The organism is Peribacillus sp. FSL H8-0477 (assembly GCF_038002765.1).
Lineage (GTDB): Bacteria > Bacillota > Bacilli > Bacillales > DSM-1321 > Peribacillus.
In genome coordinates this window covers 2,002,405-2,020,433 of record NZ_JBBODE010000001.1, presented here as the reverse complement: position 1 = coordinate 2,020,433, position 18,029 = coordinate 2,002,405, and the positions used below count along the sequence as shown (strand labels likewise).

Annotated in this window: 11 protein-coding genes; 8 read left to right on the top strand and 3 right to left on the bottom strand. The window is 38.3% G+C overall.

What is annotated here, in order from left to right; genetic code table 11:
- Positions 1-116: 116 nt before the first annotated feature.
- Entirely contained in the window at positions 117-1,526 is a 1,410-nt protein-coding gene (gene radA / locus MHI18_RS10155; RefSeq protein ID WP_340847238.1) for a DNA repair protein RadA, read from the bottom strand.
- A 466-nt stretch (positions 1,527-1,992) separates the two neighbouring features.
- On the opposite strand from radA, the gene MHI18_RS10150 reads away from it, so the two are divergent.
- The 6 genes from MHI18_RS10150 to MHI18_RS10125 all read left to right on the top strand — a co-directional run bounded on the left by MHI18_RS10150 (position 1,993) and on the right by MHI18_RS10125 (position 12,071).
- Positions 1,993-4,329 (top strand): 5'-nucleotidase C-terminal domain-containing protein, encoded by a 2,337-nt coding sequence (locus MHI18_RS10150; protein ID WP_340847237.1) that lies wholly within the window; start codon positions 1,993-1,995, stop codon positions 4,327-4,329.
- Positions 4,330-4,577: 248 nt separating this feature from the next.
- Positions 4,578-8,171, top strand: a complete 3,594-nt coding sequence (locus MHI18_RS10145) for an FN3 associated domain-containing protein (RefSeq protein WP_340847236.1) — start codon at positions 4,578-4,580, stop codon at positions 8,169-8,171.
- 187 nt (positions 8,172-8,358) lie between these two features.
- On the top strand, positions 8,359-9,111 hold the full coding sequence (locus MHI18_RS10140; protein ID WP_340847235.1) for a hypothetical protein: 753 nt from the start codon (positions 8,359-8,361) through the stop codon (positions 9,109-9,111).
- Positions 9,112-9,835: 724 nt separating this feature from the next.
- Positions 9,836-10,585: a YveK family protein gene (locus MHI18_RS10135; protein ID WP_340847234.1), complete on the top strand. Its 750-nt coding sequence runs from the start codon at positions 9,836-9,838 to the stop codon at positions 10,583-10,585.
- Between the two features lies 1 nt (position 10,586).
- Positions 10,587-11,279 carry a CpsD/CapB family tyrosine-protein kinase gene (locus MHI18_RS10130; protein ID WP_340847233.1) on the top strand — a complete coding sequence of 231 codons (693 nt, stop codon included), beginning with the start codon at positions 10,587-10,589 and terminating at the stop codon, positions 11,277-11,279.
- A gap of 24 nt (positions 11,280-11,303) precedes the next feature.
- Positions 11,304-12,071 (top strand): tyrosine-protein phosphatase, encoded by a 768-nt coding sequence (locus MHI18_RS10125; RefSeq protein WP_340847232.1) that lies wholly within the window; start codon positions 11,304-11,306, stop codon positions 12,069-12,071.
- 32 nt (positions 12,072-12,103) lie between these two features.
- Here MHI18_RS10125 and MHI18_RS10120 read toward each other — a convergent pair whose 3' ends face one another.
- Entirely contained in the window at positions 12,104-12,631 is a 528-nt protein-coding gene (locus tag MHI18_RS10120) for a hypothetical protein (RefSeq protein ID WP_340847231.1), read from the bottom strand.
- Positions 12,632-12,878: 247 nt separating this feature from the next.
- Between MHI18_RS10120 and MHI18_RS10115 the strand changes: the two genes are divergently transcribed.
- Entirely contained in the window at positions 12,879-15,242 is a 2,364-nt protein-coding gene (locus MHI18_RS10115) for a hypothetical protein (protein WP_340847230.1), read from the top strand.
- Between the two features lie 122 nt (positions 15,243-15,364).
- On the top strand, positions 15,365-16,573 hold the full coding sequence (locus tag MHI18_RS10110) for a right-handed parallel beta-helix repeat-containing protein (protein ID WP_340847229.1): 1,209 nt from the start codon (positions 15,365-15,367) through the stop codon (positions 16,571-16,573).
- 55 nt (positions 16,574-16,628) lie between these two features.
- On the opposite strand, the gene MHI18_RS10105 is transcribed toward MHI18_RS10110, so the two are convergent.
- Positions 16,629-17,744, bottom strand: coding sequence for a DUF5050 domain-containing protein (locus tag MHI18_RS10105; protein ID WP_340847228.1), 1,116 nt, complete (start codon positions 17,742-17,744; stop codon positions 16,629-16,631).
- Between the last annotated feature and the right edge of the window lie 285 nt (positions 17,745-18,029).

Genomic DNA, 18,029 nt, shown 5'->3' with positions numbered 1-18,029 from the left:
TGCGATTACAGAAATGGTTTATCTAGCATGATTGGATCTATCAAAAACAAAACCGCTTGCCATTTTGGCAAGCGGTTTTCATTTGAATTTATAAATGTAACTATTTTCCAATATTTTTAAAAAGGAGTAACCGCTTTTGATTTGGCTGAAAAGACCGAGCTAATCGCTTCATTAAGGGTTCCGACTTCAATGACTTTCAGGTTCTTTGTTGGAATCGGCTCTCTTAGATTTCCTTTAGGAATGTATACGGTACGGAAGCCTAATCGATCCAGTTCTTTGATCCGTGTTTCAAGGTACGGTACGTTTTTAATTTCTCCAGTTAATCCGACTTCACCGATAAACACCGTGTCTGTGGGAATGCCCATTTTTTGCACGCTCGATACTATAGACATCGCAATGCCTAAATTGACAGAGGTTTCTTTCGGTTTCATTCCGGCGACAAATTTTACATACACATCTTTATCACTCAGACGTACGCCGCTTCTTTCTACGATGGCGGTCATGATTTGGAGATTTTGTTTGTTGATGCCTTCTGATACGCGAATCGGGAAACCATACATCGAACTCTCGGTTAGTGATTCGACTTCGACGACGATATTCCGGGTTCCTTCTCTTGTAACCGTCAACGCACTTCCTGGCACAGGGCTCTTTCTTTTCGTCATAAAGAACTCCGAAGGATTGGTTATCGGAATCATTCCGGCTTGTTCCATGGAATATAGCGCCACTTCGCCCGTTTCTCCGAATCGATTCTTTTCCGCATACACATAGCGTATTTGCTGGGTACGTTCTCCTTCTAAATACAATACCGTATCCACCGCATGTTCCATACTACGATTCCCGGCTAATTCATCTTTTTTTGTCATTTGACCAACGATAAAAATCGCTCGTTTTCGGTCTGGATTTTTGGCGATTCCGATTAACCGATTTACACATTCATCAACTTGGGTAGGAGAACCAGCTCTAGCCGGAAGCTCATTTACATACATCGATTGGATCGAATCAATAATTAGAATATCCGGGTCCACGTCATTTAGACTATCTTCGATCGCATTCATATTGGTTTCCGACTGGATCCATACATTATCCGCAATGTTGGGCGCTACACGGTTCGAACGTTCTTTTATCTGATCAACACTTTCTTCACCAGAAGCATAATATACGGTTAACCCAGATGAACCTAATTGTTCGGCGATCATGAGTAACAGCGTACTTTTACCGGCACCAGGAGGAGCGGTAATAATCGTAATGGAATCGCGGACAATCCCGCCACCCATGACACGATTAAATTCTTGGTCCGTCACAAGAATTCGAGATTGTTTACTGGATTTCACGTCTTTAAGTCGGACTGGCTTACTGCCTCTCCCAAGACTCTTTCGTGGGGTTGTAGGCGTAGCTGCAGCGCTCTTGCTTTCTACCACTCTCTCTTCTAACGTGTTCCATTCTCTGCACGAGCTGCATTGCCCTCCCCATTTTGCATGAGAGAAACCACATTCTGTACAGACAAATTCTTTCTTTTCTTTTGCCATGATACATACCTTCTTTCTATATAGTTCTTGCCTTAATTACATCATTATTCGTCCATATTGATAGTCTTTTCGGAAATAGTCAAATGCCTAATAAAATAATCTAGTTCTTCTATTTTATACTATAAAATAAAGGAAGTCGTTATCCAGTAATAGGAATAATAGATATGGTTGCTCTTTATAGGGGAAACCTTTGTCGGAACTATGGTTGGATAACTAGAGATACTGATGAAAATATGTTAAGTACTTGTAAAATAGGTAGAATTTACTGATAACTTATATTATGATAGAGTCATATGTACTCATCGTTTGATAGAATAACTTTTGGTTAAATAGAGAGCGCTTACTGAATGAGTGAGACACCGTAGCTGATCGTTAAGTCTAACGAGAGAGAGATGTGCTTTTTAAGCTATTGGACATTTTAGTTCCAATGGACTACTTTAGATAGTGGAAGGGGAACACTTACCGAATGAGTAAAAAGAAAGCAATTAAATTCGCTACAGCATCCGCCATCGCAGTCTCAGCCATCGCAGCCGCTTCACCAATACAGGCAGCCACACATTCAGTTGATCATTCTATTTCTTCAGCGATTACGAAAATGAAAACAGCATTTCATACCTATAAGCAGCCAGCCGAAAAAGGCCAATTACCTTCTCTTTCTAAAACAAGAAGTGCTGTAAAGGATGCACAGAAAGCATACCAAGCTGCTGTTGATGCAATCAACAAAAAAGGTGGAAGCAAGACCAAAAAATCGGCTTACATGAAGAAGTTAACAGATAAAAAATATTATCTTGAGCGTGCAGAAAAGTACGTGCTAGCTACAAATATTAATCTTAAAAGAGCACAGGCTGATTTTGATACAGCCGTTACGAGTGGAAAACAAAAGAATGTTCTTAAGACTCAAACCGTTTTACATACGAAAATTACTGCTTTTGAAAAAGCAACAGCTAAGGTTTATGGACCAAAGGTACGTGCTGTCCTAGAAAAAACCTATACCGTACCAGCAAAAGCGAAGGCTGCATCGGTTAATAACGAAATGGCCATCTATCAAGCATACAAAGAAATTGAATCAGGCAAGCTGATTGAAACAAATCTTGAAAAAGCAGGAGACATTATTACCGGTGCAGAGAAATACGTAGCCGCTATCTCTACGAAAGAGACAAAGCTTGCGGCTAACCTTCTTGCAGTGGTGAAAAAGAATAAAGGGCTTTATGAAAAAGCAACTGCACCTAAACCGTTAAACCTAACCCTATTGCACACCAATGACACACATGCCCATTTAGATAATGTGGCCAAACGTGCGACGGTGGTTAAGGAAGAACGCACTGCTAATCCTCATACACTTTTACTGGATGCTGGTGATGTATTCTCTGGAACACTGTATTTTAATAAGTTCGAAGGACAAGCAGATGTTGAGTTCATGAACGTGATGAACTACGATCTAATGACGTTTGGTAATCATGAGTTTGATCTAGGGACTTCACCACAAGGACATGCGGCGCTGGCAAGTTTTATTAAGGAAGCTAAGTTCCCAATGATTAGTTCAAATGTTGATTTTTCAAAAGATGCAAACTTAAGTCCTTTGTATTCTGATACGCTGACCATGAAGCCGGAAAACGGCAAGATCTATAGTGAAGTGGTCTTAAACGTTGAGGGAGAAAATGTTGGATTTATTGGCTTAACCACAGAAGAAACAATAGACATCTCAAGTCCTGGCAGTGTTGCATTTGAGAACTATATTGAAGCCGCCAAAAAATCTGTGGCAGCATTGGAAAAGCAAGGTGTGAATAAAATTGTCGCGCTGAACCATCTTGGCTTTGATGATAACCCTGCTTATGATAACGATCAAATCTTAGCTGCAGCTGTCAGTGGCATTGATGTCATTATCGGCGGTCACAGCCATACGCAATTAGACAAACCAGTAGTGATTGCTAAAGACAATAATGGCAAAGAAAAAGATCCAACGGTGATTGTACAGGCTTATCAATATGGCGACTTTGTCGGGAAATTAAATGTGAACTTTGATGCTGAAGGCAAAATTGTGGAGCATGAAGGGAAGTTAATTAAGACTGCTGATAAAGCAGATGATCCTGAAGTAGCCAAGTCACTTGAGAAGTATTCAAGTGTTATTAAGGAATTGAAAGCAAAGTCAACAGGAGCAACAGCGGTCAAAGCGTTAACGAATCCGCGTACTAATGGCAATAATGCACTTCCAAGTGTCCGTAAAAATGAAACCGAGTTAGGGAACCTTATTACAGATGGAATGCTTGATAAAGCTAAAGAATATAATGCTGAAACCGTGATTGCTTTCCAAAATGGCGGTGGAATTCGTGAAGCGATTAATGAAGGAGATATTACCGTAGGAGAGGTATTAACAACGCTTCCTTTCGGGAATACACTGGCTACCATGAAATTAACCGGTGCTGAAATTAAAGAGGCTTTAGAACACAGCGTAAGTCTAGAACCGTTAGAAAATGGCGGGTTCCTACATGTTTCAGGTATGAAGTTTACCTATGACAGCACAAAGCCTGCAGGCAGCCGTGTACAGAAGATGGAAGTTGTAGGGAAAAATCAAACTTTTTCAGAACTGATTCCTACTGCTGAATACGTTGTTGCAACGAACGCATTTACAGCCAAAGGCGGAGATGGGTTTGATGTCTTCAAGAAAGCCTATGAAGCAGGTCGTGTAACGGATCTTGGCTTATCTGATTGGGAAAACCTGCGCGATTATGCAGCTAAATTAAAAACAGTTGAACCGAAGATTGAGGGAAGAATTGTCGATATCTCTGCAACGGTAACTAAGTAAATAATTCAAAAATCCGGAAAGCTTATTAGCTATCCGGATTTTTTGTTTTTCATAATGGCAGTTGATTTTATGAAGGATCGTTCACTTTAGATAGTAGTTGTTTTTTTACAGATAAAGCAATTATTGATTCTTTGTACTCTGTTTGAATTGTTGAAATTTATTATATATTTGGGTAATGAGTCAGTATTTGTAAAATTTCATCAGTAGTTAGTCTTGGTTCAAGTAATTAAATTGAAGGAGTGTGTGGCATGCGAAAAAAGATAAACTTAGGTTTGGTTTTAGCGTTACTTTTTAGTTTAATGACTCCATTTAATGCGGATAAGTCATTGGCAGCGGACGTAATAACAGTAGGTAAAGCAATCGAAAGTAATACTGGTACGGCTACTGTAGAAGGGTACATTGTAGGATATACTACAGGCACCAAGTCGTACACGAAGGATCCAGCAAAATATGCGGATACGAACATTGCTATTGCGGATTCTCCTGAAGAAACAGATCCTGCTAAAATTATGCCGGTTGAGTTAAAGAGCGGCTCAACACTTCGGACTTTATTAGGGTTAAAAACCACACCCGCTCATTTAGGAAAAAAAGTAAGCGTTACCGGTGAACTGAAAACGTACTTTACTGTTTCAGGTATGAAGGACTTAACGGCCGGAAGTATGGTGGAAGAGGAAGACTCGAATCAAGTTGAAACCGTTATAGCCAGTACAAACGGTGGAGTAGAAAAAGGAACGAAGGTAAGTTTACGTTCTGAAACGGTTGATTCTGAAATCTATTATACGGTTGATGGATCAGAACCAAGTGCATCAAGTACCAAATATGAATCACCTATAACAATTGATACAGCCATGACGATTAAGGCGGTAGCGCTGGCTCCTAGTTTAGAAAACAGCGAAGTGGCTGTATTTGAATACAGTATTTTAACATCAAGTCCAATTACGGACATTCGAAAACAAGAGGTTGGCAGTGCAGCAGTAACAACTGGAATCGTCACTGCAGTATTTACGGGAACCAATACAACTGTCTATATCCAAGATGAGACGGCAGGAATTGTTGTATACGGTGCAGGACTTTTACTTGAGACTGGCGATCTGGTTAAAGTAAAAGGTAAATTAGTAGATTATCAGTCTCTATTAGAACTAGAAGTTCAGAAATCAGATGTCACAGTGATTGAAAAATCTGAAGTGCCGCAAGCGAGCCTAGTGACAGCGTCGGAACTTGATGAATCGAAAGAAGCGACACTAGTGTCTATGAAAAATGTACATGTCGAATCGCTTACTAACGGTGTTTATACGGCTAAGGATGAACAAGGAACAAGCTTTTCTATCCGTCCGAATGATGCGGATCTCCTGACAGTTGGGACAAGCTATGAGCAAATTACAGGTGTGTTAGGTTCCTATAAAAACGTGTATCAACTGATTCCAAGAAGTAAGTTGGATGTAATTCAGGATTCAACGAAGGTTCAAGAAGTGGCAGCTGCACCTGGAAGCGGCATGATTAAAGCGGGGGACTCGATTACTCTTGCAAGTGCCACAGATGGAGCAACCATTTATTACACTACGGACGGCTCAGAACCATCCACATCGAGCAGCGTCTATCAAGAAGCTATCGTGATTGAAAAGGAAACAGCTATTAAAGCGTATGCAGTTAAAAAAGACTTAAAAGACAGTACGGTATCCACGTTTACGTATACCATTCAAGTTGGGGATCCGCGCATACACGATATTCAGGGTATCGGTCATGCCTCTCCCTATGAAAATCAGTCTGTTGCTGATATCGAAGGTGTTGTCACGCATATCGTAGATGCAAACAACTTTTATATGCAGGATCCAGAAGGTGACATTGATGAGCGCACGGCAGAAGGAATTCTTGTCTATAAAAAAGCCCACGGAGTTCAACTAGGTGACCTGATGAAGGTTTCTGGACAGGTGAAAGAATTCGTTCTAGATGGCTATTCTGATAAGCAAAATACTGATCTGACAATGACAGAAATCAATGTATCAGAAATGACGACGGTTCAAAGAGGACAAGCTTTACCGAAACCCGTTATTCTTGGCGTCGATCGTATTCCACCGACAGAGAAGATTGATAGTGATGCATTAGCCGTATTTAATCCAGATACAGATGGTATTGATTTTTACGAAAGTCTAGAAGGGATGCTTGTTCAGCTGGATTCTCCAAAAGTAGTTGCACCACAGGAGTATGGTGAAGTGATTGTCGTGCCGGGGAACTACCGAACGAATACTGCTGCAGGCGGCCTTAAATATACAGAGTCTGATGGGAACCCTGAAAGAATCAGCCTGTTGATTAATGACCGGAATTACGTGGCCAAAACAGGGGATTACTTTGCCGGGAACGTTACAGGTGTGGTCAGCTATGGTTTTAGTAATTATAAAGTACTAACGGATAAAGCAAAATTGCCTGAATTGAAAGATGGAGGCACAAAGCGGGAAGTCACTTCCATAGAAGCAGACCAAAAGAAGCTGACAATTGCTTCTTATAATCTTGAAAATTTCTCAGCAGAATCTGCTGATGATAAATTGACTAAATTAGCTGAAGCCATTGTGACGAATTTAAAATCACCCGATATTATTGGGTTAACAGAAATGCAAGATAATGATGGAGCAAAAGACACGGGAATCACAGATGCTGCTCAAAGTTATGAGAAGTTAATAGGGAAAATTAACGAACTAGGCGGGCCTGTTTATCAATATACAGATATTGCACCGGAAAATAATCAAGATGGCGGTGCTCCTGGTGGGAATATACGTGTCGGGTTTTTATATAAGCAAGACAGAATATCGTTAACTCCTGGCGTGAAAGGCACTGCAACAGAGGCTGTTGGCTTCAGTGAGGGTACACTCACCTTAAATCCTGGACGTATAGATCCAACGAATCCAGCGTTTGCTTCAAGCCGTAAGCCGCTTGCAGCACAATTTGAATTTAATGGTGAAAAGGTAATTGTTGTAGCGAACCATTTTAATTCCAAAGGCGGCGATCAACCACTATTCGGTAAAAATCAGCCGCCAGTGCTTTCTAGTGAAATTCAACGCCTGCAAATTGCGTCCATCGTAAATGGGTTTGTGAAAGATGTGAAAGCGAAGGATGAGCAGGCGAATGTCGTGCTATTAGGAGACTTCAATGATTTCGAATTCTCAAAACCCCTTGAAATGTTAAAAGGAAAAGAAATGACGAATTTGGTTGATACCGTACCATTTGCTGAACGCTATTCCTACACGTATCAAGGGAATTCACAGGTGCTGGACCATATCCTTGTGAGCAACAATATGGCGGCTAAGACAAAAGCAGAAATTGTCCATATTAACTCTTCATTTACAGAAGCAGATGGCCGGGCAAGCGATCATGATCCGCTGATTATTCAAACTGAATTAACGGCTCAAAAGAAATACAATAAAATTTATAATCTGGTCGGTTACAAAGCTAAAAAACTTGTGGTTGATATTGAAAATTCTTTAGTCATGATGGATCGTACCTCGTCTATTAAAGAAGGTATTTGGGTAAAAGCAACGGCTACGCTAAATGGTGAAGGACTAGAGAAAACGAAGATTATCATCAGTCCTAAGAAGCCAAATTCAATCGTAGACTTTGAAGGATCAAAGGTGAAAGAAGTCTTAATTGAAAACAATCAGGTTAAAGAAATCCGCGGTGCTGAACACGTGAAGAAATGGAAAAAAGGAAAACACGTAGACGCTAGCCTGATTACCTTCTATCATTCGAACGGTGAGAAGATAGCATCACCATTTAAAGAGAAGAAAAAGAAGAAGAAACCCGCTAAAAAAAGACAAGGAGTTAGATTTGTTCCCTCAACATATGTTAGTTAATTAGTGCCAAAGTAATTACCAACATCTCTCCTATGAGGATGTTGGTTTTTTTAGGTTGGAAAATAGGAAGAAAGTCATGATTGAATAATGAAAATTAGGGTATATATTAGTTAGTAATTTATGTAAAATATAGATATATTTACATAAGTTATTCTTTTACATAAATAAAAATTGAAAGGTGATGTTCATGAACAAATTTTTAAAAGGCTTTATTAGTTTTTTATTGGTAAGTGTGATGTCGATGCAGCTTTTGCAGCCTGTTTCTGCCGCCGTAGATCTTAAGAAGGCAAAAACAATTAGTTTCAACAAAAATTTAACCGGTAAGCTTTCAACTGGGAATGGAAATTATGAACATGTGTACAAGGCAAAGTTAAAGAAAAATGGTAATTTGTCGATTACGGTGCAAACCAATACGAAACGAAGCTGGTATGTGGAAGTCCTTACTAGTAAAGGTGAGAAATTGACGAGTTTCTATACGACGACAAAGAGTAAAGGGAATGAGGTCCGGGAAATCGGCTTGAGCAAAGGAACGTATTATGTCGCTATTTCGGGGATATATAATACGGCATATAAGATGAAAGTGAACTTTAAGAGCAGTAATTACTATGAAAGAGAAGACAATGATACCGTTAAGAAATCGAATGTGATTACGTTTGGAAAAAACTATTCGGGTGCCCTTCAAGAGTTCACCGATCAGGATTATTTTAAATTTACCGTCACTAAAAAAAGAAAAGTAAGTCTTACGTATAACAATACCCCTAAAAAGCAGCGTGATCTCTTAATCGTAAATGCGAAAGGAAAGGAATATGCCAAAATCCGCACCGATTATTATGTGAAAAAACCAACTAAAAGTACCCATACGGTTACTTTACCTAAAGGAACGTATTATGTACTGATTCAATATGGCGGTGGAGCTTACACATTTAAAGTTGCTCAGTAACAAAAAAGTTCTTAATCAATCGATTGATTAAGAAAAATTAGTTAATCAATCGATTGATTAAATTTCAAAAAACGTTGATAGAGTCGGCTTTTAGTTATTTTGATACGAAAGAAATGAATAAAGACCAATGGGAAAGAAATTCGTTATTAAAGGTTTCTAAAAGTATCAAAAAAAGAGATTTCTGATGTAAAAATCAGGAGTTTTTTTTATTTTTATCAACTATTTTTCATATAGGAAAATAGTTAGTTTTTCGTCGCTTATTCGTTAAAAATGTCCAATTTAATCGATATATAGGTTAAAATGGAAAAAATGAAGTGAGATAAATTTATATATTTATCAAGAAGGGGGTTTTTTTAGAAAAAAGATAGGTTATTTTTCAGGAAACTGGTCCATTTGTGAAGGGCTATAGACGGTAACTTATAATTAATAGCTACGGTTCACTCGAATCCCCAAAACTCAGTTATATCTAAGAACGGATGAAAACAGTGTCGTCCTCATTGGTAAAAGGTCAAAGTATGATTATTTTCACTTATTAAAAACATTCAAAACAGCTGTTGAGAAATTGTACACGGAAATAAGTTAACAATAGATTTCACTGGTGAACTTTCTTTTGTAGAATTATTCACAAATTCTGCATGAGGTAAAACAGCCAATCATTCTCGTTTATAAGAAAATATAGGCGGGCATTTTTTATAAATAAATAAAGATTGTGTTGGAGGGAATTATGGAAGAAACAGTTAGTTTACGTGAGTTAGTTGGGACATTAAAAAAGAGGATTGTTTTAATTATTAGTATTACTTTATTAGTAACGGCAATAAGTGGAGCAATGAGTTATTTTTTAATCAAACCCGTATATAAATCGTCTACACAGATTTTGGTTAGTCAAGCAGCTGCAGGTGCTCTGGCATCCATTGCAGGTTTTGATGCAGATGCTAAATATATTGAAACCTATAATGTCATCATGAAAAGTCCATACATATTGGATCAAGTAATTGAGGAATTAAATCTGAATACGACACCTTCTGGATTGAATGGCAGTTTGAGTGTCAGCCAAGAAGGTCAATCACAAGTTGTCACATTAAGCGTTCAGAATAATGATCCAGCTAAAGCGGTCTTGATTACGAATGAGATAGCGAAAGTGTTTCAACGGGAAATTGCTAAGTTGATGCAAATTGATAATATACATATTCTTTCTCCAGCTGAGCTAAGTGAAAATCCAGTCCCGGTTAAACCGCAGCCTGTACTCAATATGGCAATTGCATTTATAGTTGGGTTAATGGCATCTATTGGACTTGCGTTCTTGCTTGAATATCTCGATAATACGGTGAAATCTGAACAAGATGTAGAAAAACTTCTTGGTCTTCCGGTACTAGGAGCTGTGCAGGTCATTTCTACAAAAGAAGAAAAGCAAACGTACAGTGGGCAAAATGGCAGGAAAAATAGCAGTCGAGGTGAATCTCTTGAAGCAAAATAAAATGAATACTAAAAAGCATGGAACAATGGCGCACAGCCGGACATTAGTTACGCATACAAGCTCTCGTTCACCAGTCTCTGAGCAATATAAAACGATCCGTACGAATATACAGTTCTCTTCACTAGATCACCAAATCCGATCCATCGTCGTGACTTCATCGGGTCCTGCAGAGGGCAAGTCCACAACGGCTGCCAACCTCGCTGTTGTGTTTGCCCAGCAAGGGAAAAGCGTGCTGTTAATCGATGGAGATATGAGAAAGCCAACTGTACACTATACTTTCCAGCTAACTAATTTAATTGGATTGACAAATGTCTTAAGCAAGCAGACTGATTTTAAAAAGGCCGTCAAGCAAACGGAAGTCGAGAATTTATCGGTCCTTGTTACTGGGCCTATTCCACCGAATCCAGCTGAATTGCTTGGCTCACAGGCTATGGATAAACTGCTAGAAGATTTATATGACGCTTATGAAGTGATATTGATTGATACTCCTCCAGTGCTCGCTGTCACAGATGCACAGATTCTTGGTAATAAATGCGATGGGACAATCTTGGTTGTGAACAGTGGAAGAACCCAAGTGGATGCAGCGCTTAAAGCAAAGGATTTATTAGAAACAGTTAATGCCAAGCTGCTTGGAGTTGTTTTAAATCAGAAGAAAATGAGTGACAGCAATTACTATTATTATTACGGAGAGTAATAGAGAGTAGAAGAGGAGAAAATAATGATAGATATTCATTGTCACCTGTTACCAGGATTGGATGATGGGCCAAAAAACCTGACTGAAAGTCTTCAAATGGCTCAACAAGCAGTTCTGGACGGTATTGATACAATCATTGCCACTCCCCATCATAAAAACGGCCAATACATTAATCCTAAGTCGTTGATTTTGGAAAAAGTACAGGAAATGAATCAACGATTAGCTGAAGAGAATATTAACCTCACTATTCTGCCTGGACAGGAAGTCCGTATATTCGGAGAGTTACTGGAAGAATATAAAATGGAAGAGATATTGCCGCTCAATAATAGCGGTCAATATCTCTTTATTGAATTTCCTTCTAATCATGTTCCAAGATATACAAAAAAACTGATTTATGATATCCAATTGAACGGGCTGATTCCAATTATCGTCCATCCTGAGCGAAACCGAGAAATGATTGCAGAACCAGAACTAGTATTTGACCTCGTAAGAGATGGTGCGCTTACACAGATAACGGCCTCCAGTATTACCGGTTTTTTCGGTAAGACCATACAAAAGTTCAGTATGCAGCTGATAGAGGCAGAGTTGACCCACTTTATCGCATCCGATGCTCATAATACAACAAGTAGACCTTTTCAGTTGGCGCAAGCTTATAGAGTACTTGAAAAGAAATATGGGGTAGACCGTATTTACTATTTTCAAGAAAATGCTCAACTTTTAGTTTCGGGGAAAAATGTTTACAAAGAGGAACCACACCGTGTTAAGCGAAAAAAGGTATTAGGAATTTTTTAATAAAAAAAGCTTCCAGCAGGAAGCTTTTTTGCTTACATTTTATTTAACTTCGTCATAATGCGGTCAATTCGTTCTTTTTTCTTAGTGTGATAGGTGGTTTTGAACTCTTTTGCCTCACTTGTACTGTGACCATTCTTGCTTAAATCAGCATGTACAGCCTCATACAAAAGATCAAATGTTTGATCAGCGTTTTGCTCTAATTTCTGAGATAAATCCTGGTACTTCGTCGTTACTTCAGCTTTGGAAAATTTTCCGCTTACCTGATCGGCTTTTGCTTGTACAAGAAGTTGATCGGCCTTACTGGTTTCCTGTACTTCGAGGTCATTGAAAAGAGAAATATAGTAGTCTTTAATTTCACTTAATGATGTTTTATCCTCACCTTTAGTTTGTTCGGGAAGGTCAGCCTTTGTTGATTGTGAGCGTTCTGCTGCTTGTACATTTTTAAGTGTCACCTTAGCATTGTTAACGGTCTCCTGCTGCTGCTTACTCCAGTAAAGGCTACCTGATGTTATTGAAGTAATAGCTAATAAACATACGGTGATTAGTATAATGCGATTCATATCCAACCCTTCCTTAAACATATAATTTTGTTAATATTATCATAATTTTATGGTGAAAGTAGGTGTTTAAAGACGAATAGGAAACATGGATTAGTAAATTGACGATTATTTACAAAGTTACCCAAAAGGATTGAAATAGCTGTGTATATACTCTCAATTCGTTTGCAAAAGGTTGTATAAATATTCCACGGGTGATAATATTCACTTAACTAATATTCCAAAAATTCTAAAATATGGAGGATAACGAATGTTAAACAGAAAAAAAATGATAAATCTGCTTACTGTTACCGCTGCTATAACAGGTGTTGCGGCTATTGCACAACCGATTGACGCAGATGCTGCAATAAGTGCAAAAAACTCAGTAACTAAAGCAGAGAAATTGGCTGTTCAACTAAAAAAGGATATAAATTATGGTGCTAGAAAGAAAGCGAATCCAAAAACGGCTGTTGGTCTGCCAAATGATAAATTATACAAACAAACAAAAACGGCGTATAACAAAGCCTTAGCAGAAACAAAAAACGTAAAGAATACAAAAGAACGTAAAGTCTTGCAGACACGTCTTGCTCAAAAGGTAAAACCTGTTATCGAACGTACGGATAAATATAGAGAAGCTGTTCAAATGGGATTAGAACTTAAATCGGCTAGTAATGTACTTAACGAAAGAGTACAAGCTGCTAATCTAAATGAAAATACAAAAAAACAATATGATCAAGTAAGCACGGATCTAAAAAAGCTAGATAAACAAATCAAACGTGTTTATGGTAAAACAACTCGCCCTGCTTTAACTAAAGAATACTCCGATAAAGCATCTGCCATCGTTTCCACTGCGAAATACTCATTAAGCTTTAAGAGTGATACGGACAATTTCATCAATTCCTTCAATAATGAAGATTATGAAAAAGCACTTACCTATTATACTAGTCTGAATAAATTATTATCAGAGAATAAAGTACATAATTATGTCGGCACATCGAGCGAACTTTACAAAAAGCTCTACGCAGCTTATAGTCCAACACTAGATGATTATAAAGCTTGGGGAAAATTATACATTGCAACATCTAAATCAGCTACAGATCCGACACTAAGCGGCGGCAAGACTCCTGAGAAAACCATATCTTACACGAAGGATGTTACAGTGGCAGCAGGCGAAGAACGGTATATTAAGCTCCGTAATGCTAATATTGGCGGCAACTTAAACATTATCGGTGTTAATAAAGGTGCTGGAACTATAACACTCGAAAACGTAAAAGTTAGCGCGTTAAAAAACAATGGCGGACAAATCGTCGTAAAGGATATCGCTGAAAAGAGCCTGCATCTTAATGGGATTACGGCCAAAGAACTTATTGTGAATGATGTAAACGGCTCAAACATTGTAGCTGGAGCAGGGGCGAAAATTGCGAATCTGTTAGTCAGTGACCAAGCAGGTGGAAATGTTAATCTGCATTCTTCTCTTGGTGATACATTCGGAACAATTAATTTAGAATCTACACATTCGAAAGCAATTAACTTTGCAGGTAATTTCGATAAATCGAACGTAGTTGTTAAAGGTAACGAACAGAATGTTAATTTTGCGGCAGGGACGGCGATTAATGAATTGACCATCAAAGCAGGGGCAACAGTTACTGCTGCTGAAAACGTGAAAATTTCTGAACTTCATATCGATCCAGTAAAAAAAGGTGAAAATATTACTCTTTCTGGCGATTTGAAAGATACCGTAGTTGTTGTCAACAATGCTGATGCAATCATCAAAATCTCAGAAAATACCGTAGTCGGTGAAATAAAAGTAGATCCATCGGTTAAGGGAGAAGTAAAAGTTGAGGACCAAGGAAGCATCATTAATGCCGACGAAAGCATTGAGCTTATTGGAAATCCAGTGGCAGTTACTGAGTTGAAGAACGTTACAGCAGAAGTTGGCGGTAATGAGGTCGCTATGACATCAGATAACGTTATTGATTTAACCGGAACATCGAACGAAGATATGTTCACTAGAGTGAAAATTACAGCAGATAATGCCGAGAAATTGGTGCTGGATAGTGTGAAAGTTAGAGGAGCAGAAGTAAACCTTATGGGTTCTACTCCGCTGGAATATCAGATAGCAGGCAGTACAACATTATCTGTCAAAGATTTATTAGGAAGTCATGACCTAGGTGATGAAGGAATCTCAATGGGGAATTTGAGGACTGTATTATTAAATAAACCAATTGTTATAAAAGGATATTTAAACAATGAGAATGAGGATAATAAAGACATTGATATTACGATTAAATTAGGTGATAGCAAAGATCTGCCTACAACCTATGAGAATGATTATGTAACTATAACTAAAAACGGTTTAAATGAAAAGGGAAAACATAAAGCCACAGTAGAAATAAATAAAGACAAGTATCATTTAACAATTGGTGATATTGATGAATCTGCTGGTGGAGTTGAGTTCATCGATCTTTTATTATCATATATGGGAACGGATATTAAAACGGACAACGCATTAATTAATGCGCTAATAGGAAAAGCAGGAAAAAAAGAAATTGAACAAGTTCCCTTGGGCATCTTAGTGAAGATTGTTAAGAAGATTGAATCCAATAAATATATAATTGAATTCAAAGAACGGTAACAAACCCCTTCTCAAAAAGACAGCGAGTGTAAAAGCTCCTGTCTTTTTTTATGTCTTTATCATTATTTTAAAATGTTTGCCGATACTACTATAGAGATCATAATAAAAGGGGTTCTGCAATCATGAGAAAGTATGGGATGTTAGTGGCAGCGGTGATATTGGTTTTCTCTATTTTCGCTCCTCATCAAGCAAGTGCAACGAGTCCAGTATATACAGTGGGACCTGACAGCAAAACGTTTAAGGGGAATATGATGAATTTTTCAACGTATACTCAGCAAACAAAGCACTATTATTTGCTCCGTTCATATTTGGAACAATTAGAGAAAAAGGGCGGCGGAACGTTGGTTTTGAAAAAAGGAACATATTCAATCAGCAATGTTCTATATGTACCTTCCAACGTCACCATCAAAATGAAAAATGGTGTGAAGCTGGTCAAAGGAACAACGACTGGTACAAAGGAGATGGTCGCTTCGCACTCCATGTTCCAATTAGTCAGTCCAAGTAAGGCGGCAAAAAAAGGGGCATATGGAGGATATAAAGGTGAAAAGAACATTGCCTTTGTTGGTGAAGGGAACGTTAGTATTGATTTGAAATATTATCCGGATTCGATTGCGATCATCATGGGACATAACCAAAATGTCAGTGTGAAGAATATCACCTTTACCCATATGAAGTCTGGCCATTTCATTGAAATGGATGCATCAGATAAGGTAAAAATCACGAATAATAAATTCATTGACTCGAAACCTTCCGTTAAGAAAAATAAAGAGGCGATTAACATCGATACGCCCGATCGAGCAACGAAAGGCTGGAGCCAAATTTGGAGTAAATTTGATAAGACGCCTAATCGTAATGTAACGATTGAAAAAAATGAATTTAGGAATTTGGATCGGGCTATTGGAACACATAAATATTCAGAAGGAAAATATCATGAAAACGTCGTTATTAAGAATAATGTCATTGAAAAGACCCGCCTTGACGCCATTCGTGTAATGAACTGGTCCAACCCAGCCATCACACAAAATATCATTAAAGATGTGGACGGCGGAAAACCGAACTTGCGGGGAATCTTGGTAAGTGGTGCGCTGAACCCAACCTTTAAAGATAATACCTTTAATAAGGTTGGGCGCCCTATGCAATTCTTAGTCTGGAAAAACGAAGGACCAGGCTCACAATACAAAGCAACCTACAACAAACTCACAGAACAAAATCTAGACGAATTGGCTGAAAACCAAGCCATTAATACAACGGAAGACTTTATTCGAATTAACAGTGTCTATAAGCTATTCAACGCAGGAAATACAGTAAAAGTAAAACTTGCAGGAAACTAAGTTGAAGGTTAGTTATAACGTAAAAGGGTGTCGAGGAATTCTCGACACCTTTTAGCTATATTTTGATTTTCTCTGTTTTTTTGGTCTGATTATTGAGAAAGTAGAGGTATTTGCCTTTGATCGATAGTTGAGAGACTGATTTTTTTATCACTCTCCATTCATTTTTACCCGTAAGTTTCATTTTATAAAGACGTTGACTGTCTGTTATATTAATGAAATATAACGTGTCTCCAACGGCTTTTAGTGAATAGATAGCAGAAGAACTCGTTCTTGCGATTTGTTTCTTTCCACTGCCATTAAGATTCATCCGGAATAGCTTGGCATCCTTCTCGTTTACGTAATAGACGTATGATTGATAACGAGCAAAATCCTCCAGGGTGTATAAATAGTTAAATTTCGTACTGCTGGCTTTTGGCAGCCCTTTTTTATTCCAAGTATGATCTTTTGCAAGCACAGATTCAGGGACGAGCAGGTAGTTATAAGCAAGGATGGGTGATTTGTCGTTTGCAACAGGATCATTCCAAGTAGCATCAACATAAAAGTACTTTCCATCGACTTTAACGAGATTCCAGGCATGAGATTCACCTTTTCCTTCACCTGTGACCCGGACTGCCCATATGCCCGCTTTATTGAGCAGCAGCTTTAAGGCTTTTGCATAGCCATCACAGACAGCCGTTCCCTTCATTAATGCTCCATACGCAGTAAAAGAAGACTCTGGAAGTGTATCCTTAAGGTAGTTTTCGGTATCATATTCGGTTGAATTAACGAGATAATCGTGAAGATAGATGACGCGCTCGGTTTGCGTCTTTTTGGTCTTCGCTATCTTAACCGCAGCATCAGCCTTTTTGTTAAGGGCAATTTTCATTTTTTCTATTTGTTTTTTTGAACCTACGTATTGTGGATAAAAGGCTTGTGCGTTGTAGATAAATTGATGTTTCGTATAAAAAATTTCTGGATGATCATTTATTACTCGTTCATATGTATCCGCCACTTTTTCCGTATCGGCTCCATACTTTCCAAGTGATATCTTTGTTTGATACTCTTTTAAACCTTTATAAAGCAAGGTATATAAAGGGTCTGAAGCAGCTGCCGTTGAAGATGGCAAGCTAAAAACAAATAATCCAACTCCAAACAGTACGCAAACAACCAACATAATTTTCTTTCGTATCACACACTCACAACCTAACTAATTAAATGAGGGAAAATAACTATAATCTAACTTTAATTGTAAATGAATATCATAATTTTTACCATATAAATAGATAGATAGTTTCGTATATATGACTTTGGCTAAGAATCTAGCGGCAGTTAGGGAAGGATGTACTCGAGTTAAAGCAGAATGAGTCATCATACTCGCCCCATCCAATAGATTCGGGCGGGCGGCTGCCAAGCAACCTACCTATTCAACGGGTTTTTCCAAAAAAGAGTCTATAAATACGAAAAGGCTTAGAAAATC